This window comes from Nitrospirillum amazonense, from assembly GCF_007828035.1.
GTDB classification, from domain to species: domain Bacteria; phylum Pseudomonadota; class Alphaproteobacteria; order Azospirillales; family Azospirillaceae; genus Nitrospirillum; species Nitrospirillum amazonense.
Map to the genome: position 1 here is coordinate 145,171 of NZ_VITV01000004.1, position 20,149 is coordinate 165,319.

Sequence of the window (20,149 nt, forward strand, 5' to 3'; positions counted from 1 at the left end):
CACAAACAAAAACCGCCACCGGAATGCCTCCCGGTGGCGGTCGCGTTTTCCGGGGGGCGGTGACGGATGCCGGTCGGCACCCCCTCGCCCCCTCTCCTTCGTCCCTCTTCGTGGGGCTCCCTTCAGGGAAGACGCCCCGATCGAAACCGGGGCGCCCGAGTGGAAAAGGTTACTCGGTGCTGGCCTCTACTCCGCGCTGAGGGCCTGGGGCGGGACAACGGGCACCGCCAGGCGGTGCAGCATTTCCTTCGGCACGACCTGCCAGAAGTGGCCGCGCACCAGCGGCCAGTCGTTCAGCAGGGTCATGGCCCAGCGGCTCTGCGTCCGCGCCACGTGTTCCTCGATCAGGGACACCAGCATGTCCTCGTAATGCTGGACCTCGATGCGCTGGAAGATGACGCTGTCGGGGTTGATGTGCAGCGGCAGGGTACCCGTCTGGTCATAGACGAAGGCCATGCCGCCGGTCATGCCGGCCGCGAAGTTGTCGCCCACGCCGCCCAGGATGACCACCATGCCGCCGGTCATGTACTCGCAGCCGTTGGAGCCGCAGCCCTCCACCACCACCGTGGCGCCGGAGTTGCGGACGGCGAAGCGCTCGCCCGCCTGGCCGGCGGCGAACAGCTTGCCCGCCGTAGCCCCGTACAGCACCGTGTTGCCGATGATGGTGTTCTCGTTCGACTTCAGCGGCGTGGCCGTCATGGGCCGCACAATGATGGTCCCGCCCGACAGGCCCTTGCCGACATAGTCGTTGGCGTCGCCGAACACCTCCAGCGTCAGGCCCTGGACGGCGAAGGCGCCCAAGGACTGGCCGGCGGAGCCGCGCAGCCGCACCGTGCAGTGGCCGGGCTGCAGGCCGCTCATCCCGAACTTGCGGGTGATCATGGCCGACATCCGGGTGCCGATGGCGCGGTGCGTGTTCTGAACGTTGTAGGCCAGCTGCATCTTCTCGCCATCATCGAACAGCTGACGGGCGTCGCGGATCATCTGGGCGTCCAGCGTGTCCGGCACCTCGTTGCGGCCGACCTGGGTGCAGTACCGGGCGCTGTCGCCGGCGGGGTCGGCCTGGGCCAGCAGCGGGTTCAGGTCCAGGTCGTCCAGGTGAACAGCACCGCGGCTGACCTGGTGCAGCAGGTCGGTGCGGCCGATGACCTCCTGCAGCGAGCGGAAGCCCAGGCTGGCCAGGATCTCGCGCACCTCTTCCGCCATGAAGCTGAACAGGTTCACGACCTTTTCCGGGGTGCCCACGAACTTCTGCCGCAGGCTTTCATCCTGCACGCACACGCCCACCGGGCAGGTGTTGCTGTGGCACTGGCGCACCATGATGCAGCCCATGGCGATCAGGCTGGCGGTGCCCACGCCGAACTCCTCGGCCCCCAGCATTGCCGCCATGACGATGTCGCGGCCGGTCTTCAGGCCGCCGTCGGTGCGCAGGGTGACGCGATGGCGCAGGCGGTTCAGCGTCAGCACCTGCTGCACCTCGCTGAGGCCCATTTCCCACGGCAGGCCGGCGAACTTCACGCTGGTCTGGGGCGAGGCGCCGGTGCCGCCGACATTGCCCGACACCAGGATGACGTCGGCGCCGGCCTTGGCCACGCCGGCGGCGATGGTGCCGATGCCCGAGCGGCTGACCAGCTTCACGCAGACCTTGGCGTCCGGGTTGATCTGCTTCAGGTCATAGATCAGCTGCGCCAGATCCTCGATCGAGTAGATGTCGTGGTGCGGCGGCGGGCTGATCAGCATGACGCCGGGCGTGCTGTGCCGCAGTCGGGCGATCAGGTCCGTCACCTTGAAGCCGGGCAGCTGCCCGCCCTCGCCGGGCTTGGCGCCCTGGGCCACCTTGATCTCGATCTCGCGGCACTGGTTCAGGTACTCGGCGGTGACGCCGAAGCGGCCCGACGCCACCTGCTTGATGGCGGAGTTCCAGTTGTCGCCGTTGGCGTCCGGCTTGAAGCGTGCCGGATCCTCCCCCCCCTCGCCGCTGTCGGACTTGGCGCCGATGCGGTTCATGGCGACGTTCAGCGTGCCGTGCGCCTCGGGGCTGAGGGCGCCCAGCGACATGGCCGGGGTGATGAAGCGCTTGCGGATGGCGGTGATGCTCTCCACCTCGTCCACCGCGACCTTGCCCTTTGAGGGGCGGAAGTCCAGCAGGTCGCGCAACTGCAGCGGCGGGCGCTTGTGCACACCTTCGGAGTAGCGCTTGAAGGTGGAATAGCTGTCGTTGGACACCGCCTGCTGCAGCAGGTGGATCAGGCCGCCTTCCCAGGCGTGGCGATCGCCGCCCTTGCGGAACTTGTAGAAGCCGCCGATGGGAAGGGCCACGACCTCCTCGTTCCAGGCCAGCGCATGCTGTTCCAGCACGTCCTTTTGGATGCCGACCAGACCCAGTCCCGAGATGCGGCTGATCATGCCGGGGAAGTGCTCGGCCACCAGCGAGCGGGACAGGCCCACCGCCTCGAAGTTCAGGCCGCCGCGATAGCTGGAGACGATGGAGATGCCCATCTTGGACATGATCTTCAGCAGGCCTTCATTGATGGCCTTCTTGTACCGCTCCAGGCACTTTTCCAGGGGCATGTCGCCGAACAGGCCGCGCCGCTGGCGGTCGGCGATGGCCTCCTGCGCCAGGTAGGCGTTGACCGTGGTGGCGCCCACGCCGATCAGCACGGCGACGTAGTGCACGTCCAGGCACTCGCCCGCCCGCACGTTCACCGAGGTGAAGGTGCGCAGCTGCTGGCGGATCAGGTGGGTATGGACGGCGCCCGTCACCAGGATCATGGGCAGGGCGGCGCGGCCGGGGCCCATGGCCTCGTCCGTCAGGATCAGGTGGGTGGCGCCGCCGCGCACCGCGTCCTCCGCCTCCTGCCGCACGCGGCGCAAGGCGTCGGTCATGGCGAACTCACCACCGTCGGGATCGAAGGTGCAGTCGATCTCCGCCGCCGTGTCGCCCATGTAGCGGCGCATGGCGATGAATTCCGCCGTCGTCAGGACGGGAGTCTCCAACTGCAGCAGGCGGGTCTGGCTGTCATCCTCGTCCAGGATGTTGCCCAGGTTGCCCAGGCGGGTCTTCAGGCTCATCACCCGCTGCTCGCGCAGGCTGTCGATGGGCGGGTTGGTGACCTGGCTGAAGTTCTGACGGAAATAGTGGTGCAGGCCCCGGTAGCGGTCGGACAGCACGGCCAGCGGGCTGTCGTCGCCCATGGAGCCCACGGCCTCCTTCGCGTCCTCCACCATGGGGTGCAGGATGGTCTCCACATCCTCCATGGAGATGCCGTAGGCCACCTGGCGGCGGCGCAGCTGGTCGCGGCTGAGCTCGGCCGTGGCGGCGGGCGCCCCCTTCACCAGGTCGTCCAGCGCCGTGATGTGGCGCACCCAGCTGCCGTAGGGCTTGCTGGCGGCCAGGGTGTCCTTGATCTCGCGGTCCTTGTAGAGGCGGCCTTCGGCCAGGTCCAAGGCGATCATCTGCCCGGGCCCGAGGCGGCCCTTTTCCTGCACCGAATACTCCTCGACCTTGGTCATGCCCGTCTCGGAACCGGCGATCAGCAGGCCGTCGCCGGTGACGACGTAGCGCATGGGGCGCAGGCCGTTGCGGTCCATGCCGCCCACGACCCAGCGGCCGTCATACATGGCCAGCGCCGCCGGGCCGTCCCACGGCTCCATGACCGCGTTGGCGTAGCTGTACAGGTCGCGGTGGTTCTGCGGCATGGTCTCGCGATCGGACCAAGCCTCCGGCACCAGCATGGTCTTGACCATAGGGGCGGAGCGGCCGGAGCGCACCAGCACCTCGAACACGGCGTCCAGGCAGGCGCTGTCCGACCCACCGGCGGGGATGATGGGCTTCACGTCTTCGATCAGGTTGCCGAAGATCTCGTGACCCATGCGGGTCTCGTGCGCCTTCATCCAGTTGACGTTGCCGCGCAGCGTGTTGACCTCGCCGTTGTGCGCCAGCATGCGGAAGGGCTGGGCCAGCCACCAGGTGGGGAAGGTGTTGGTGGAGTAGCGCTGGTGGTAGATGGCGAAGTTGGACTCGAAGCGCTCGTCCAGCAGGTCCGGATAGAAGGACGTCAGCTGCTCGGCCAGGAACATGCCCTTGTAGATGATGGAGCGGCACGACAGCGTGCAGATGTAGAAGTCGCTGATGCTCTCCGCCTTCACCGCCTTCTCGATACGGCGGCGGATGACGTAGAGGTCACGCTCCAGCTGGTCTTCCGGGATGTTGCGCGGGTTGCCCACCATGATCTGCTCGATCTCGGGGCGGGTGGCGTTGGCCTTCTCGCCGATGATCTCGATGTTGATGGGAACCTGGCGCCAGCCATAGATGGTGTAGCCGAACTTCAGGATTTCCGTCTCGACGATGCAGCGGCAGCGCTCCTGCGCCTCCATGTCGGTGCGGGGCAGGAAGACCTGGCCGACGGAGATCAGGCCGTCCGGCGGCAGGTGGCCGCTGCGGGCCACATGCTCGCGGAAGAAGCTCTGCGGGATCTGCAGGTGGATGCCGGCGCCGTCGCCGGTCTTGCCATCGGCGTCGACGGCGCCGCGATGCCACAGGGCGCTGAGCGCCTCCACCGCCTTCTCCACGACGGAGCGGCGGGGCTTGCCGTCGATGGCTGCGACGAAGCCAACGCCGCAGGCGTCATGCTCCATCTCCGGGGACCAGACGTGCGCCGCTTCCAGGCGGGCGGCGCTGGCGCGGTAGCGCTCGACGAACTCGGCGCCGGTCCCGGTTCCATTGGAAACGGAAAGGGGGCTGCCGTTTTCGATCATCTCGCTCATCTCAAATCCCCCTTACTCGGCGGCCAGCGCGGCGGCGGCGCGGGCGGTGATATAGTTATGGATGCCGGCGGCGGCGTCGCGGCCGTCGCGGATGCCCCAGACGACCAGGGAGGCGCCGCGCACGATGTCGCCGGCGGCGAACACGCCTTCCAGGTTGGTCATCAGGGTGCGCGGGTCGGCCATGACGGTGCCCCAGCGGCTGACCTTCAGGCCCGGCTCACCGAACAGGGTGGGCAGCGGCTCGGGATCGAAGCCCAGGGCCTTGATCACCAGATCGGCCTCCAGCGTGAAGGCGGAGCCCTCGATGGGCTGCGGCGTCTGTCGGCCTGAGGCGTCTGCCACACCCATGTGCATGCGGTGGGCGCGCACGCCCGTCACCTGGCGGTCGCCCAGGAAGGCGTCCGGGGCGGCCTGCCACACGAACTCCACGCCCTCTTCCTCGGCATGGGCCACCTCGCGCTGGCTGCCCGGCATGTTGGCGCGGTTGCGGCGGTACAGGCACTTCACCGACTTCGCCCCCTGGCGGATGGCGGTGCGCACGCAGTCCATGGCGGTGTCGCCGCCGCCGATGACGACGACGTTCTTGCCCTTGGCGTTCAGGCGGCCGTTCTCGAAATCCACCACCGTGTCGCCCAGGCCGGTGCGGTTGCTGGCGGTCAGGTAGTCCAGCGCCGGGACGATGCCGTCCACGCCGCTGCCCGGGCCTTCCAGTTCACGCGCCTTGTAGACGCCGGTGGCGATCAGGATGGCGTCGTGCTGTACCCGCAGCTGGCCCAGCGTGGCGTGGCGGCCGACCTCGAAGCCCAAATGGAAGACGACGCCGGCGTCGGCCAACAGCTTGGCCCGGCGCTCCACCACCTCCTTCTCCAGCTTGAAGCCGGGGATGCCGTAGATCAGCAGGCCGCCGACGCGGTCGTAGCGGTCGTAGACATGCACCTGATAGCCCTTGCGGCGCAGCTGGTCGGCCGCGGCCAGGCCGGCGGGGCCGGCGCCGATGATGCCGACGCTCTGCGGCCGCTCGCGCACTGGGGCGGCCGGCTTCACCCAGCCGCGTTCCCAGGCCGTGTCGGTGATGTACTTCTCGACGGCGCCGATGGTGACGGTGCCGTGGGTCGACTGCTCGATGGTGCAGTTGCCCTCGCACAAACGGTCCTGCGGGCAGATGCGCCCGCAGATCTCGGGGAAATTGTTGGTGGCCTGCGAGACCTCATAGGCCTCTTCCAGGCGGCCCTCGGCCGTCAGCTTCAGCCAGTCGGGGATGTTGTTGGAGACGGGGCAGTGCACCTGGCAGAAGGGCACACCGCATTGGGAACAGCGCGAGGCCTGGGTGGCTGCCTGATCGTCCGCGAAACGGGCGTAAATCTCGTCGAAATCCTGCCGGCGCAGCGCGGGCTCGCGTTTGTCAGGCATTTGCTGGTCCGTGTGGACGAACTGGAGCATCTGCTGCTTCTGCGCCATGGCCTTGATCCTTCGTGCTCTGCCCCGACGACCCGTGCGGTGGCCGGCGGAGATGTTCCCCGTCTCGCCCGCGCCGCGGCAAGGCGCCGGGTCACGGGCTTGCGCACAAGCGGGTGCGCCGAGTTCATATAAGTCGTTATGCCCCACCGCTCCAGCACTTTTTTCACGTTATGTCAGCTTAACTGTCCTATTGCACATCAAGCACGTGACTCGCGTGTGGAAAAGCGGTGACCGGTCCATTCGCACCCGCGGTAAATAGTACCAATTTGTTTACTATATGCACTCATATCGTTGATTTTGCTACAAACGCGGAATGAGAATTCCTGTCACGCGACAGCATCCGCTTTCCCAAGCCGCTGTCGCCGCCCGGCGCGACCGCTGCTATAAGCAGGCTGCCATCCAGCGGTCGGGTCCCGTCCGGCCGCCAATCGCCCCTAGACGTTGAGGCGCCATGTCTTTTTTGCAGACCCTGATCTTCGCGATCATCCAGGGCATCACCGAGCTTTTCCCCATCAGCAGCGTCGCCCACGGGGTGCTGACGCCCTTCCTGCTGGGGTGGGGCCTGGACCAGGCCTTTCTTAAGGAACACTTCCTGCCCTATCTGGTGATGCTGCACCTGGGCACGGCGGCGGCCCTGCTGGTGTTCTTCTGGCGCGATTGGGTCAACCTGCTGGCGGGTGTGGTCAAGGGGGGGCCGGACCGCCGTGTGCTGGCCCTGCTGGTTGTCGGCACCATTCCCGCCGCCATCCTGGGCCTGGCCTTCGAGAAGGTGCTGCGCGCCGCTTTCAGCGATCCGTTCAACGCCGCCATCTTCCTGATCGTGAACGGCTTCCTGCTGTTTTTCGGCGAGCGGCTGCGCGGCCGGGGTGAACGCACCCTGGCGGAATTGAGCTTCGTCCAGGCCCTGCTGATCGGCCTGGCGCAGTCGCTGGCCCTGATCCCCGGCTTCTCCCGCTCCGGCGCCAGCATGGTGGCGGGCTTTTGGGCCGGCCTGAAGCATGAGGAGGCCGCGCGCTTCTCCATGCTGTTGGCCACCCCCATCATCGCCGGCGCCAGCCTGCTGGTGGTGCCCAAGATGCTGCGCCAGGCGGAGGGCGATGTGATCCAGAGCGCGCTGGTGGGTGGCGCGGTCTCTGGCGTTTGCGCCCTGGTCGCCGTCTGGGCGCTGATGCGCTGGTTCAAGCGCAACGAGATCGACGCGATGCGCCCCTTCGCCTTCTACTGCTGGGCCCTGGGCGCAGTGGTGCTGGGGATGATTTATATCGGATAAGGAGCGCCTTCCGGGCGTCGCCGAATCGGCAACGAAAAGGGCGCCTCCCGGCCGGGAGGCGCCCTTATTCTTATTCGGCATCAGCCACAAATGGCTCAGGTCAACGGCTTGAGGACTGTCTTATGCCGTTGTAGGACGCGACTGCGTCCGCCGGACCTTTGCGGAGAGCGAAGCGGACCGCAAAGGGAGGAAGCCAAGCCCGCGGATGCGGGCGCCCGGCACCTGAGGGACGCAATCAATAATGCGTGCCGTGGGCGTCGATCTTGGTCAGCGCCGGCAGGGACGGCCCCTGGCGATGGCTGTCGTAACGGCCGGCCAACTGGAAGCGATCCAGGTAGGTCGGCAGGATCACCTCGGCGGCGGTGGGCGTGACACCCAAGTCGGCCAAGCCCGGCAGCTTACCGGACAGGACATTGTCGCTCTTCAGCAGGGTCACCTGGTCGCGGGTCAGCGGCTTGCCGGGCACCATCTCCAGAAAGGTGGCCTGCAGGCTGGCCAGGCCCCAGGGCAGGGACACCAAGCGGGTCTTACGGCCGGTCAGGTCCAGGACCAGCTGGATCAGTTCGCGGAAGCTGTAGGCGCGGGGGCCGCCCAGCTCGAAGGTCTTGCCCTCGGCGCCGGCGCGGGTCACGGCGTTAATGATGGCATCGGCCACGTCACCGACATAGACGGGCTGGAAGCGGGTGGCGCCGCCGCCGATCAGCGGCACGAAGGGCAGCGTCTTGGCCATCCCGGCGAAGCGGTTGAAGAAATTGTCCTCAGGCCCGAAGACGACGCTGGGACGCAGGATGGTCGCCTCGGGGAACACGGCGCGGACCGCCTGCTCCCCCGCCGCCTTGCTGCGGGCGTAGGCGGAGCGGGAATTGGCGTCGGCGCCCAGGGCGGAGACGTGCACCAGGCGGGCGACATCGGCCCCCTTGGCCAGGCGGGCGATGCGGCCGGCGGCCTCGGCATGCACCAGGTCGAAGCGCTGGCGCCCGCTTTCGGCCAGGATGCCCATCAGGTTGATGACGATGTCGGCGCCCTGGATGGCGCGGGCGACGGAGGCGTCGTCGGCGATGTCCACGGCCATGGGGACGATCTGGCCCACGGCGCCGTTCATCTTGAGGAAGGCGGCCTCGCCCGGGTGGCGGGCGGGCACGCGGATGACGCAGCCCGTCTTGGCCAGGCGCCGGATGACATGGCGGCCGATGAAGCCGGCCCCGCCGAACACGGTGGCGATACGAATGCTAGTGCCCATCCTCTTAGACCCTCTGCCCACTAAACGAATGACCCGCCGGACCTGTTGGTTCCGACCATACCCGCATGCGGGGGGTGACCGGGGCCGGCGGCGGCCGGAGACCCAAGCTTATAGCGAAGCCCGCGGGCGAGGGCTAGGCGCTTGGCCAAGGCCTGAAATGCAAGGAGAAGGACGCGCCCATGCACATGCGTGGGCGCGCGCAGCAGGGCGGCGGACGCCCCTTCACAAAAAACGAAAAGGGCCGAAAGAAGAGTATTGACAGGCCCCGGCCATGATCGTAATTAGGCGGCCCGCGCTGCCCAGGTGGCGGAATTGGTAGACGCGCAGGTTTCAGGTACCTGTGGCAGAGATGTCGTGGAAGTTCGAGTCTTCTCCTGGGCACCAATTACAGCGCGGGTTCAACGCAGGGCCGCCGTGTTCCAAATGGAACCGGCGGCCCGCGGCGTTTCTGGGGTCCGCTGACGCGTCGAACAGCGCCATCCTTCCCATCGAATACCTGACTGGTCGCCCCGTCCCCCCCCTCGACCTGGACGGGCGGGATCGGCGCCGTGCATGGGACCATCCCAGCGCCTGGCGCCACCGTCAAAAAAATTCAAAGGCGCCAAAAGAAGGGTGTTGACAGGCCCCGGCCATAATCGTACTTAGGCGGCCCGCGCTGCCCAGGTGGCGGAATTGGTAGACGCGCAGGTTTCAGGTACCTGTGGCAGAGATGTCGTGGAAGTTCGAGTCTTCTCCTGGGCACCAATTCAGCGCGGGTTTAAGGTCGCAGGGCCGCCGATGTTCCGATGGAACGCCGGCGGCCCGCGGCGTTTCTGGGGTTCGCTTTCGCGGGATGCCCCGGCGCCGGCGGGCCTTCCTCGGCAGCCCCTCCAGCATGAAGGACCGGTTTGATGCCCATCGATCTCTATGACGGCGATTTGCCCGACGGCCTGGACCTGGGCCCGGTGGTGGCCATCGACACCGAAACCATGGGGCTGAACCCGCACCGCGACCGCCTATGCCTGATCCAGCTGTCGTCCGGCGACGGGCGCTGCCACCTGGTGCAGCTGCACCAGGGCCAGTACGACGCCCCCAACCTGAAGCGCCTGCTGACCAATCCGGAACAGCTGAAGCTGTTCCACTTCGCCCGCTTCGATATCGCCGTGCTGAACCAGTATCTGGGCATCGTGACCGCCCCGGTCTACTGCACCAAGATCGCGTCCAAGCTGGTGCGCACCTATACCGACCGCCATGGCCTGAAGGATCTGTGCCGCGATCTGCTGGGCGTGGAGCTGTCCAAGCAGCAGCAGTCGTCCGACTGGGGTGCGGAGGAGCTGACGGCAGAGCAGCTGAAGTACGCCGCCTCCGACGTGCTGTACCTGCATGACATCAAGGCGAAGTTCGACGCCGTGCTGGCCCGCGAAGGCCGCACCGAGCTGGCCGAGGCCTGCTTCCGCTTCCTGCCGCACCGCGCCCTGCTGGACCTGAGCGGCTGGGACGAACCGGATATTTTCGCCCACTGAGGCGCCTTTCGGGGAAGGGGTCGCCCCCCTTCCCCCGGGTCCCGCGCGGGCGCGCCGCATGGGTGGGTAGCGCGCCGTCCCCCTGGAAAAAGGGACGGCGCATGACGATTTGACCGTGGAATCACTGCTCAGTTAGATTGGGCCTCAACCGGTGGCGGCAGCCGCCGGACATGCCTGCGCCACAATTGGCGGCCAAACCCCGTGGAACCATGACCCTGCCCCCCCCTTCAGAAAACCCCGGCGCCGGCACCGGCGACGCGGGCGGGATTCGGCAGCCGGCACCCCCGGCCGGTTCCGCGCCCCCTTCCGGCCACCTTTCGGATCAGCGTGCCCCGGACCCGCGCGGTCAGGACCCGCGCGGCGAGGAGCAACGGGGCCGGGGCGCCAGCGCCCGGCACACCCGCCGCGTCAACCAAGCCAAGGTGGTGTTGCCCACCCTGGCCGGCCTGACCATCGCGGCCATCGCGCTTTGGCCTCTGATCAAGGAAACCACCAATCCCCGCCCCGCCGACCCCGGCACCGGCCAGTTGGAAATGCTGGACGCCCATTTTCTGGGAACGGACAAGACCGACCGGCCCGTGGAAGTACGTGCCGACCGGGCCATGCAGGAAAGCAATCAGGACAACCTGATCGATCTTGTTTCGCCCGAGGCGGAGATCACGCTAAAGAATGGGCAGTGGGTGACCCTGAACGGGGACACCGGGCGGTACGACAAGCAGTCTGGCCACCTGACGCTGGAGGGGAGGGTCACGCTGTTTCACGATCACGGCTATGAGTTCACCACCGACAAGGCGGAAGTGGACACCAGCAAGAACATCGCCTGGGGCAACGCGCGCGTGGCCGGCCAGGGCCCGTTCGGCGACATTGACGCCGGCGGCTTCCGCATGACCGACAAGGGCAGCACCATCGTCTTCACCGGCAAGGCGCGCCTGCGCCTGGTGGAGAAGGAGCACCACGCCGACGGCGCCACGCCCGCCGGTCCCATCCCTGCACCCCCCATCATGGCACCCCCCATCACGGCACCGTCGCGGACCGGAGGCAAGAAACCTTGAGTATCCGGTTCACAAAGACGGTCCCGGCGGTGCGGACCCTGATGCTGAGCGGCCTGGCGGTTGCGGCCACGGCCCTGGTCGCCTTGGCCCCATCCTCCCGCGCGGAGGAAGCGGCGGGGGCCAAGCCCGTCGCCGGAAAGCCCGCTGGCGAAAAAGTCGCCAAGGCCAAGAAGCCCGCCGCTCAGCCGGCGCAGAATACCGCCGTCCCCGGCGAGCCTGGCCTGCTGCCTTTCACCCCCGCCGAGGTCACGGCCTCCCCCCCGGGCGCCATCGACATCACCTCGGACGAGACAATGGAGTGGCACAACGACCAGCTGGCCGCCGTGGCCCGGGGCCACGTCATCGTGACGCGGGGGGAGGACACCCTGCACTGCGACACCCTGGTGGTGTACTACCGCAAGGCCAATGACGGCTCGACCGAGATGTACCGCATGGCCGCCGACGGCCAGGTGGTCATGACCTCGCCCAGCCAGCAGGCCTATGGCGACCACAGCGTCTACGATGTGGACCAGGACGTGACCGTGCTGACCGGCGACCATCTGCACCTGGTCACGCGCAGCGACACGGTTTACGCCCGCGACACCCTGGAATACTGGCGCCAGCAGCAGTTGCTGGTCGCGCGCGGCAACGCCATTGCCATCAATGACAAGGGCGACCGCATCCGCGCCGACGTGCTGGTGGGCATCATGGAAGAGAATGCGACTAAGCAGTTGGAGATGACGCGCATGGATGCCAAGGGCAACGTGCTGATCGTCACCCCCAAAGATATCGCGCGCGGCACCGAGGGCACCTATAACGTGAAGACGCGCATCGCCATCCTGACGGGCGATGTGAAGCTGACCCAGGGTCAGAACCAGGTGAACGGCCACCGGGCCGAGGTCAACAACGCCACGGGGGTCAGCCGCATGCTGCCCGACGAGACCGTCAAGGGGGGGCGCGTGCATAGCGTGCTGATACCCAAGAAGTCCGATCAGCCGGCCGCCCCTGCCGCGCCGCCCGCTGGCGGCGCCAAAACCCCCGGCGGCGGAGCGCAGCCATGAGCAAGACATCCGAACCCGCGAAGGCGCCGGCGGCGCCCAGGGAACCCAAAGCGGGAGGCCCGCGCCTGGTGTCAGACAACCCCAACAGCGGCCTGACGGCCACCAAGCTGGGCAAGAGCTATAAGGGCCGCCCGGTGCTGCGCGATGTCAGCGTCAGCGTACGCCGGGGCGAGGTCGTTGGCCTGCTGGGCCCCAACGGCGCCGGCAAGACCACCAGTTTCTACATCATGACCGGGCTGATCATGCCCGATTACGGCACCATCACCCTGGACGGGCTGGAGGTCACCGAACTGCCCATGTACCGCCGCGCGCGCTTAGGGATAGGCTACCTGCCTCAGGAGGCCTCGATCTTCCGCGGCCTGACGGTGGAAAACAATATCCGCGCCGTGCTGGAGGTGGTGGAGCAGGACCGCGACAAGCGTGAAGCCACGCTGGATGAGTTGCTGGCCGAGTTCTCCATCAGCCATCTGCGCCGCACCTCGGCCCTGGCCCTGTCGGGCGGTGAACGCCGCCGCGTGGAAATCGCCCGGGCCCTGGCGTCCCAGCCCAACTTCATCCTGCTGGACGAGCCGTTCGCCGGCATCGACCCCATCGCCGTCAACGACATCCGCGAACTGGTCAGTCATCTGCGCGAGCGCGGCATCGGCGTCCTGATCACCGACCACAACGTCCGCGAAACCCTGGACATCGTTGATCGCGCATACATTCTTCACGATGGTATGGTATTGATGGAGGGTGAACCGTCCGAGATCGTGGCCCACAAGGATGTGCGCCGCGTATACCTTGGCGAACGGTTCAGTCTGTAACTAAGTATAAGCGCGTTCTGCGCAATTCCATTTCGGGCCACTGTTCTTATTCGGGCGGGTGATGGCGCTTCAACAACGCCTTGATCTTCGGCAGACCCAGGCGCTGGTGATGACTCCCCAGCTGCAACAGGCGATCAAGCTGTTGCAGCTGTCTAACCTGGAGTTGGCCGACTACGTCGATCGCGAGATGGAGCAGAACCCGCTCCTGGAACGCGATGATGGCGACCGTAACCGCGATCCCGCCCCCGATGGGGTGGATCGGGAGGAGGTGGTCGCGCGTGGCGACGACCTGCCCATGCGCGACACGGCCGACCTCACGTCTTCCGACCACATGGGCTCCTCCAGCGACGCGCCGCTGGACACGGACTTCGAGAACGTCTGGACCAATTCCAGCGCGGTCGACATGGCGGCCGACGGCATGGGCGAGGGCGGCGAGGCCTTCGGCAACTGGTCGGGACGCGGCGGCAGCTTCGAGGATGACGAAAACTCGTTCGAGCAGACGCTGTCCGGCAGCGTCTCGTTGCGCGACCATCTGACCGAACAGATCACCATGGACATCGCCGATCCCCTGGATCGGATGGTGGCCTTCGCCCTGATGGACTACCTGGACGAAGCCGGCTATTTCACCGGCGATGTCGCCCTCGTGGGGGATCAGCTGGGATGCACCGAATCCCAGGTCGTTTCGGTTCTGGAACGGTTACAGCGCCTGGACCCCGTGGGCATTTTCGCCCGGTCGCTGAAGGAATGCCTGGCGCTGCAGCTGCGGGAGCTGGACCGGCTGGACCCCTGCATGCAGGCCCTGCTGGACAACCTGCCCCTGCTGGCCGCGCGCAACGTTCCGGCGCTGCTGAAGGTCTGCCAGGTGGATGCCGAGGATCTGGCCGACATGGTCGGCGAGATCAAGGCGCTGAACCCCAAGCCGGCCCTGGCCTTCGATCATGAGCCGGTGCAGACGGTGGTGCCTGACATCGTCATGCGCGCCCAGCCCGGCGGCGGCTGGCTGGTGGAGCTGAACAGCGACACCCTGCCCCGTGTGCTGGTCAACCAGCGCTACTACGCCCGCATCCAGGGGGCCGCCCGGAACAAGCAGGACAAGGAGTATCTGACCGAGCAGTTCCAGTCGGCCAGCTGGCTGGTGAAGTCGCTGCACCAGCGCGCCAACACCATCCTGAAGGTGGCGACCGAGATCGTGCGCCAGCAGGACGCGTTTTTCCTGCACGGCCTGCAGTTCCTGCGCCCCCTTATCCTTCGGGATATAGCGGAGGCGATCGGCATGCACGAATCCACCGTCAGCCGCGTGACGACCAACAAGTTCATGGCCACGCCCCGTGGCCTGTTCGAACTGAAATACTTTTTCACATCAGCCATTTCCGGGGCGGATGGCCAGGCCGCGCACTCGGCCGAGGCGGTGCGTTACCGCATCAAGGTGCTGATCGACGCGGAAAAGCCGGACGAGATCCTTTCGGATGATCGCCTGGTCGAGATCCTTCGGGATGAGGGGATCGACATTGCACGGCGGACGGTCGCCAAGTATCGTGAAGCCATGAAGATCCCTTCCTCAGTCCAGCGTCGCCGGGAGAAGGCCCTTGGGATCTGAACCATGCGCCCGATGGATGGCGCATGACGGCTGGCCTTCCCAGCAGCAAAAGGCCGGCCGCGGGCTATTGTAAAGGCCGACGGCAAGGCACAACGCCGCCGCCACTCCTGGCTTCCAACCAAGCGAGACGGACAGGCCATGCATATAATCGTCAAAGGCAAGCAGCTAGACGTTGGCGAGTCCCTGCGCACCCATGTCGAGACCACACTGACAGGGTTGGTGGAGAAATATTTCAGCAGTCCACTTGAGGCGACCGTCGTGCTGTCGCGCGAGGCGCATCTGTACAAGGCGGACATCCAGGCCCACGTCGGCCGCGGCATCCTTCTGCAAGCCTATGCCGAAGCCACGGAACCCTATCCCGCCTTCGATGAGGCGGCGGAGCGCGTCGCCAAGCGCCTGCGACGCTATAAGCGCCGGTTGCGCGACCATCACCAGCGCGTGCATGGCGAGGCCGAGGCCGCCGTGCCGGCCCGAAAGTACATCATCAACGCCGACGCCCACGACGACGAGGCCGATGAAGGCGGTCAAGGGGCCGGCAGCCACAACGGGCACGCGGTGAACGGCAACGGTGCCGACCACCACCCCATGATCATCGCCGAGATGCAGACCAACATCGACATGCTGACGGTCAGCGAGGCGGTGATGCGCATGGACCTGGCGGATCTGCCGGCCCTGCTGTTCCGCAACCGCGCGCATGGCCATCTGAACATGGTCTATCGTCGGCCCGACGGGAACGTCGGCTGGGTCGATCCCTCCGACGGCAAGCCCACGGCCACCCACTGATCGGAACCTGCTGATCAGGATACGGCTTCCAGAGCTATCCCCGCCGACCTTGGCCCCATTGACCTCGGGGCGGGGATAGCCGAAGCTTGGAACCGGGGGTTGGGCGGAAAAGTTTGATAAACCTTTCCGCCCTATAAAACTTCAAGCGAAATGCCCGTGTAAGCGAGTGTGGTGGCAATGCCGTCCCAGTTTTTGTTGACGCCGATGGTCGAGCTTCTGAAGCCGGACGGCATTGTCGCCAATCTCAAGGCCTCCTCCAAAAAGCAGGTACTGCAGGAACTCGCCAAACGGGCCGCCGACCTGACGGGTCAGCATGAGCGGGCCATCTTCGACGTGCTGCTGGAGCGGGAGCGCCTGGGCACCACCGGCGTGGGCCGGGGCATCGCCATCCCCCATGGCAAGCTGCCCACCTTGCCCAAGGTCTGCGCCCTGTTCGCCCGCCTGGAACGGCCGGTGGATTTCGATTCCATCGATGAACAGCCGGTGGACCTGATCTGCCTGCTGCTGGCACCGGAATCGGCCGGCGCCGATCACCTGAAGGCCCTGGCCCTGGTCTCGCGCATGCTGCGCAACCCGCTATTCTGCGAGAAGCTACGCGGCGCCGACACCGCCGACGCCATCTACGCCCTGCTGACGCATACGGAAGCCAGCAACGCGGCGTAGGTCGTTTTCCTCAAGCGCCGGCAGGCCCGTCCGGGCCTTTGGCTATCCTCGATTTCCAGTCCGCTGCCGCTCCCCGGAAATCTCCGGCGGCCGCAGTCGCGGCCTACGGCGGCATCTGATCATGCCCCCGCTTGGGCGGTATTGACTGCCTGGGCCGTGTTGCCTATTGGCCGCTGGTTGCCTCAGCGGCTGGCCCAGAGCAGGTAGTTGACGTCCAGGTCGCGGGCGTCCAGGCGGAAGGTGTCGTTGAAGGGGCTGTAGACCAGGCCCATGACCTCGCGCACCGTCAGGCCGGTGGCGCGCAGGCCGGCGGCCAGTTCCGACGGCTTCAGGAATTTGCGCCAGTCGTGGGTGCCGCGCGGCAGCCAGCGCAGGACGTATTCCGCGCCGATGATGGCCATCAGATAGGATTTGGGCGTGCGGTTCAGCGTCGCCATGACCAGCAGGCCCTCGGGCTTCATCAGGGCGGCCAGGCTGTCCAGGAACAGCGGCACGTCGGCCACGTGTTCCACCACCTCCAGCGACAGCACCGCGTCGAACGTCTCGCCGGCGGCCACCAGATCCTCCGCCGTGGTGTGGCGGTAATCGACGGTAGTACCCGTCTCCATCGCGTGGGTGGCGGCGGTCTTCACGTTGCGCTCGGCGGCGTCGATGCCCACCACGTCGGCCCCCATCCGGGCCAGCGGTTCCGACAGCAGGCCGCCGCCGCAGCCGATATCGACCAGGCGCAGGCCCTGCAGCGGCTGGGGTGCCAGTGGATCGCGGCCGAAATGGGCGCAGATGCGGTCGCGCAAATATTCCAGGCGCACCGGGTTCAGCTTGTGCAGCGGCCGGAACTTGCCCGCCTCGTCCCACCATTCGGCGGCGATGGCGGAAAAGCGCTGGATTTCCCCGGGATCGACGGTGGTCGTGGCGGTCTGGCTCATCGTAGGCACCCTTGAACGGAACGCACCCCAATGGGGAGCGCGGCGGAGTATGTGCCGCCCTCGCGGTCAACTCAACCGCGCCGGCTGAATGGCTGCACCCGGCCGGGCTCGCAGAAAGGCGGGGGACGCGACCGCGTCCGCGGGAACGTTTCAGGGGGCGTCGGCGGGCTGAAACGGGAGGATAAACCCTGCCCGGCGGATGCCGGCGCCCGGCGTTCAAGGGGGGCCATGACCACGAAATAGAAATGCTCTGTCGCCCGGTTTACGCAACCCTGACCTTTTATTGCCCATTTATTGCCTGGACGCGCCCGACAGGGTAAGGATAGCGCGCTTTCCGGAAAGCCTCGCGCCCGGGAGCCCCCTTGCATCCACCGGCTGGCGCCTGCCGGCCTCTCACAAGGCAGACACGGGTTATGGCACGCCTCGTTTTGAAGTTCGGCGGGACATCGGTCGGCACCATCGACCGGATCAAGAATGTCGCCCGCAAAGTGAAACAGGAGGTCGACGCCGGCCATGAGGTGGCGGTGGTCGTCTCCGCCATGTCGGGCGTGACCAACCAGCTGGTGGACTATGTGAAACAGGTCAGCCGCCTGGCGGACGAGCGCGAGTACGACGCCGTGGTCGCCTCGGGCGAGCAGGTGACCAGTGGCCTGCTTGCCATCGCCTTGCAGGAGATCGGCATCCCGGCCCGGTCGTGGCAGGGCTGGCAGATCCCCCTGATCACCGACGATGTGCACGGCAAGGCCCGCATCGAGCGCATCGAGTCCGGCGACCTGGTGGCCCGCATGGCCACCGGCGAGGTGGCCGTGGTGGCGGGCTTCCAAGGCGTGTCCAAGGATGGGCGCATCGCCACCCTGGGCCGCGGCGGCTCGGACACCTCGGCCGTGGCCCTGGCGGCGGCGGTCCAGGCCGAGCGCTGCGATATTTACACCGACGTGGATGGCGTCTACACCACCGACCCGCGCATCGTGACCAAGGCCCGCAAGCTGGGCCGCATCACGTACGAGGAAATGCTGGAGATGGCGTCCCTGGGCGCCAAGGTCCTGCAGACCCGGTCGGTGGAAATGGCGATGAAGCACCGGGTGCGTGTCCAGGTGCTGTCGACCTTCGAGGAAGCGGCCGGCAGCGCGTTGCCGGGAACTCTTGTCGTTGATGAGGACGAAATCGTGGAACAGGAACTGGTCAGCGGCATCGCCTACAGCCGGGATGAGGCGAAGGTGACCCTGGTGGGGGTGGAAGACCGGCCGGGCGTGGCCGCGGCCATTTTCGGCCCGCTCACCGACGCCGCCATCAACGTCGACATGATCGTGCAGAACGTGTCGGAAGACGGCACCACCACCGACATGACCTTCACCGTCACCAAGGCCGATCTGGACCGCACCGTGCAGGTGCTGGAGGGCGCCAAGGACGATTTGAAGTTCCGCCGCCTGATCGCCGACAGCAACGTGGTCAAGGTCTCGGTCATCGGCGTCGGCATGCGCAGCCACGCTGGCGTGGCCCAGCGCATGTTCAAGGCCCTGGCCGACCGCGGCATCAACATCCAGGTCATCTCCACCAGCGAGATCAAGGTCAGCGTCCTGATCGCCGAGGAGTACACCGAACTGGCGTTGCGCGCGCTGCACACCGCTTACGGCCTGGACCAGGCATAAGCATCTGAGCGACACTCTGCCCCGGGGGACTGGAGAGCGTCCCCCGGGGCATTGTTGTTTTCAGGGGTTGTTTAGGTTAGGGATCGGCGTCGTTCCCCGCCGCGGGGCACCGGCCGCCGCATCACGGGCGCGGGTGATACATTTTTTCCGCCAAAAGGAAGCGTTTTTGATGTCGACCACCACCACGATTGGAACCGCTCGCGACAAGCTGGACGCGCTGTGGGCCCGTGGGCGCGATTTCCTGGGCACGGAGCTGGCCGTCATGGGCGGCGCGATGACCTGGGTGTCGGACGCCGGCCTGGTGGCCGCCATTTCCAACGGCGGCGGCTTCGGCGTGCTGGCCTGCGGCGCCATGACGCCCGAGATGCTGGCCCAGGAGATCGACGCCACCCGGGCGCTGACGGCGAAGCCCTTCGGCGTCAACCTCATCACCATGCACCCGCAGCTGGACACGCTGGCCGCCGTTTGCCTGGACCACGGCGTGCACCATGTCGTCCTGGCCGGCGGCCTGCCCCCGGCACCGGTGATCAAGCAGCTGAAGGACGGCGGCGCCAAGGTCGTGTGCTTCGCGCCGGCCCTGATCCTGGCCAAGAAGCTGGTGCGCATGGGCGTGGACGCCCTGGTGATCGAGGGCATGGAGGCCGGCGGCCATATCGGGCCCGTCGCCACCTCGGTCCTGGCGCAGGAGATCCTGCCGGAGATCCGGGACGTGCCCGTGTTCGTGGCGGGCGGCATCGGCCGGGGCGAGGCCATCGTGGCCTACCTGGAGCTGGGGGCCGCCGGTGTACAGCTGGGCACCCGCTTCGTCTGCGCCACGGAGTCCCGCGCCCACCCCAATTTCAAGCGCGCCTTCATCCGTGCCAGTGCCCGCGACGCCATGCCGTCCGCCCAGCTGGACAGCCGCTTCCCGGTCATCCCGGTCCGCGCCCTGCAGAACGAGGGCACCCGCCGCTTCATGGATTTCCAGCGCGAGGTGGTGGAGCGTTTCAACCGCGGCGAGGTGGAGCAGAAGGACGCCCAGCTGGAGATCGAGCATTTCTGGGCCGGCGCCCTGCGCCGCGCCGTCATCGACGGCGACGTGGAGAACGGCAGCCTGATGGCCGGGCAGTCGGTGGGCATGGTGACGCGGGAGCAGCCGACGGCCGAGATCCTGGCCGAGCTGGTGGCCCAGGCGGAGGACGCCCTGGCCGGCCGGTACGGCCATGCCAAGGACACAGGGGAAGCGGGACCGGCGCTGGCGCTGGCGGGAGCGGCAGGCTAGTGGCACCGCATTCCGGAACTCCCCCCATTCTCATCGACCCGGGGCTTGAGGTTCCGGAAACCGGTTCCATCACCACTGATACCGCTACCGAACGCCGCCGGTCCGCCGACGCGGCGGGTGGCGCCCGGCGCCTGC

The 20,149-nt window shown here is 67.0% G+C and carries 14 protein-coding genes and 2 tRNA genes; 12 read left to right on the plus strand and 4 right to left on the minus strand.

Annotation, left to right across the window (positions count from 1 at the left end):
- Nucleotides 1–186: 186 nt before the first annotated feature.
- Together gltB and FBZ87_RS12135 are read right to left on the minus strand one after the other, a co-directional pair.
- Nucleotides 187–4,758: a glutamate synthase large subunit gene (gene gltB, locus FBZ87_RS12130; protein WP_145611088.1), complete on the minus strand. Its 4,572-nt coding sequence runs from the start codon at nucleotides 4,756–4,758 to the stop codon at nucleotides 187–189.
- 21 nt (nucleotides 4,759–4,779) lie between these two features.
- Nucleotides 4,780–6,225, minus strand: a complete 1,446-nt coding sequence (locus tag FBZ87_RS12135; protein ID WP_145610599.1) for an NAD(P)-dependent oxidoreductase — start codon at nucleotides 6,223–6,225, stop codon at nucleotides 4,780–4,782.
- A 451-nt stretch (nucleotides 6,226–6,676) separates the two neighbouring features.
- Here FBZ87_RS12135 and FBZ87_RS12140 point away from each other — a divergent pair, with 451 nt between their 5' ends.
- Nucleotides 6,677–7,495, plus strand: a complete 819-nt coding sequence (locus FBZ87_RS12140) for an undecaprenyl-diphosphate phosphatase (protein WP_145610600.1) — start codon at nucleotides 6,677–6,679, stop codon at nucleotides 7,493–7,495.
- Nucleotides 7,496–7,730: 235 nt separating this feature from the next.
- Here the strand turns inward: FBZ87_RS12140 and FBZ87_RS12145 are convergent, their stop codons facing one another.
- Nucleotides 7,731–8,735 (minus strand): complex I NDUFA9 subunit family protein, encoded by a 1,005-nt coding sequence (locus tag FBZ87_RS12145; protein ID WP_145610601.1) that lies wholly within the window; start codon nucleotides 8,733–8,735, stop codon nucleotides 7,731–7,733.
- A gap of 297 nt (nucleotides 8,736–9,032) precedes the next feature.
- On the opposite strand from FBZ87_RS12145, the gene FBZ87_RS12150 reads away from it, so the two are divergent.
- The 9 genes from FBZ87_RS12150 to ptsN all read left to right on the plus strand — a co-directional run bounded on the left by FBZ87_RS12150 (nucleotide 9,033) and on the right by ptsN (nucleotide 16,178).
- Nucleotides 9,033–9,119, plus strand: a tRNA-Leu gene (locus FBZ87_RS12150).
- A gap of 273 nt (nucleotides 9,120–9,392) precedes the next feature.
- A tRNA-Leu gene (locus FBZ87_RS12155) sits at nucleotides 9,393–9,479 on the plus strand.
- A 146-nt stretch (nucleotides 9,480–9,625) separates the two neighbouring features.
- Nucleotides 9,626–10,237: a ribonuclease D gene (locus FBZ87_RS12160; RefSeq protein ID WP_145610602.1), complete on the plus strand. Its 612-nt coding sequence runs from the start codon at nucleotides 9,626–9,628 to the stop codon at nucleotides 10,235–10,237.
- A 209-nt stretch (nucleotides 10,238–10,446) separates the two neighbouring features.
- Nucleotides 10,447–11,289 carry an LPS export ABC transporter periplasmic protein LptC gene (gene lptC, locus FBZ87_RS12165; protein ID WP_186454731.1) on the plus strand — a complete coding sequence of 281 codons (843 nt, stop codon included), beginning with the start codon at nucleotides 10,447–10,449 and terminating at the stop codon, nucleotides 11,287–11,289.
- Complete coding sequence (locus FBZ87_RS12170) at nucleotides 11,286–12,329, plus strand: LptA/OstA family protein (RefSeq protein ID WP_145610604.1); 1,044 nt, start codon at nucleotides 11,286–11,288, stop codon at nucleotides 12,327–12,329. Before lptC ends, FBZ87_RS12170 begins: the two co-directional genes overlap by 4 nt.
- Nucleotides 12,326–13,135 carry an LPS export ABC transporter ATP-binding protein gene (gene lptB / locus FBZ87_RS12175; RefSeq protein ID WP_145610605.1) on the plus strand — a complete coding sequence of 270 codons (810 nt, stop codon included), beginning with the start codon at nucleotides 12,326–12,328 and terminating at the stop codon, nucleotides 13,133–13,135. The genes FBZ87_RS12170 and lptB overlap by 4 nt, the downstream gene beginning before the upstream one ends.
- Nucleotides 13,136–13,196: 61 nt before the next feature.
- Nucleotides 13,197–14,732 carry an RNA polymerase factor sigma-54 gene (gene rpoN, locus FBZ87_RS12180; protein WP_145610606.1) on the plus strand — a complete coding sequence of 512 codons (1,536 nt, stop codon included), beginning with the start codon at nucleotides 13,197–13,199 and terminating at the stop codon, nucleotides 14,730–14,732.
- A gap of 138 nt (nucleotides 14,733–14,870) precedes the next feature.
- Entirely contained in the window at nucleotides 14,871–15,515 is a 645-nt protein-coding gene (gene hpf, locus FBZ87_RS12185) for a ribosome hibernation-promoting factor, HPF/YfiA family (protein ID WP_088870641.1), read from the plus strand.
- A gap of 204 nt (nucleotides 15,516–15,719) precedes the next feature.
- Nucleotides 15,720–16,178, plus strand: a complete 459-nt coding sequence (gene ptsN, locus FBZ87_RS12190) for a PTS IIA-like nitrogen regulatory protein PtsN (protein ID WP_040844426.1) — start codon at nucleotides 15,720–15,722, stop codon at nucleotides 16,176–16,178.
- A 182-nt stretch (nucleotides 16,179–16,360) separates the two neighbouring features.
- On the opposite strand, the gene ubiG is transcribed toward ptsN, so the two are convergent.
- Nucleotides 16,361–17,104 (minus strand): bifunctional 2-polyprenyl-6-hydroxyphenol methylase/3-demethylubiquinol 3-O-methyltransferase UbiG, encoded by a 744-nt coding sequence (ubiG, locus tag FBZ87_RS12195; protein ID WP_145610607.1) that lies wholly within the window; start codon nucleotides 17,102–17,104, stop codon nucleotides 16,361–16,363.
- A gap of 413 nt (nucleotides 17,105–17,517) precedes the next feature.
- Between ubiG and FBZ87_RS12200 the strand changes: the two genes are divergently transcribed.
- Nucleotides 17,518–18,753 (plus strand): aspartate kinase, encoded by a 1,236-nt coding sequence (locus tag FBZ87_RS12200; protein ID WP_145610608.1) that lies wholly within the window; start codon nucleotides 17,518–17,520, stop codon nucleotides 18,751–18,753.
- 169 nt (nucleotides 18,754–18,922) lie between these two features.
- Nucleotides 18,923–20,014, plus strand: a complete 1,092-nt coding sequence (locus FBZ87_RS12205) for an NAD(P)H-dependent flavin oxidoreductase (protein ID WP_145610609.1) — start codon at nucleotides 18,923–18,925, stop codon at nucleotides 20,012–20,014.
- Nucleotides 20,015–20,149: the final 135 nt, after the last annotated feature.

Coding starts and splice junctions, on each gene's coding strand:
- ubiG (WP_145610607.1), bottom strand. CDS start 17,104: ATGAGCCAGACCGCCACGACCACCGTCGATCCCGGGGAAATCCAGCGC.
- FBZ87_RS12135 (WP_145610599.1), bottom strand. CDS start 6,225: ATGGCGCAGAAGCAGCAGATGCTCCAGTTCGTCCACACGGACCAGCAA.
- FBZ87_RS12160 (WP_145610602.1), top strand. CDS start 9,626: ATGCCCATCGATCTCTATGACGGCGATTTGCCCGACGGCCTGGACCTG.
- lptB (WP_145610605.1), top strand. CDS start 12,326: ATGAGCAAGACATCCGAACCCGCGAAGGCGCCGGCGGCGCCCAGGGAA.
- FBZ87_RS12200 (WP_145610608.1), top strand. CDS start 17,518: ATGGCACGCCTCGTTTTGAAGTTCGGCGGGACATCGGTCGGCACCATC.
- lptC (WP_186454731.1), top strand. CDS start 10,447: ATGACCCTGCCCCCCCCTTCAGAAAACCCCGGCGCCGGCACCGGCGAC.
- FBZ87_RS12140 (WP_145610600.1), top strand. CDS start 6,677: ATGTCTTTTTTGCAGACCCTGATCTTCGCGATCATCCAGGGCATCACC.
- FBZ87_RS12205 (WP_145610609.1), top strand. CDS start 18,923: ATGTCGACCACCACCACGATTGGAACCGCTCGCGACAAGCTGGACGCG.
- hpf (WP_088870641.1), top strand. CDS start 14,871: ATGCATATAATCGTCAAAGGCAAGCAGCTAGACGTTGGCGAGTCCCTG.
- FBZ87_RS12145 (WP_145610601.1), bottom strand. CDS start 8,735: ATGGGCACTAGCATTCGTATCGCCACCGTGTTCGGCGGGGCCGGCTTC.
- ptsN (WP_040844426.1), top strand. CDS start 15,720: ATGGTCGAGCTTCTGAAGCCGGACGGCATTGTCGCCAATCTCAAGGCC.
- gltB (WP_145611088.1), bottom strand. CDS start 4,758: ATGATCGAAAACGGCAGCCCCCTTTCCGTTTCCAATGGAACCGGGACC.
- rpoN (WP_145610606.1), top strand. CDS start 13,197: ATGGCGCTTCAACAACGCCTTGATCTTCGGCAGACCCAGGCGCTGGTG.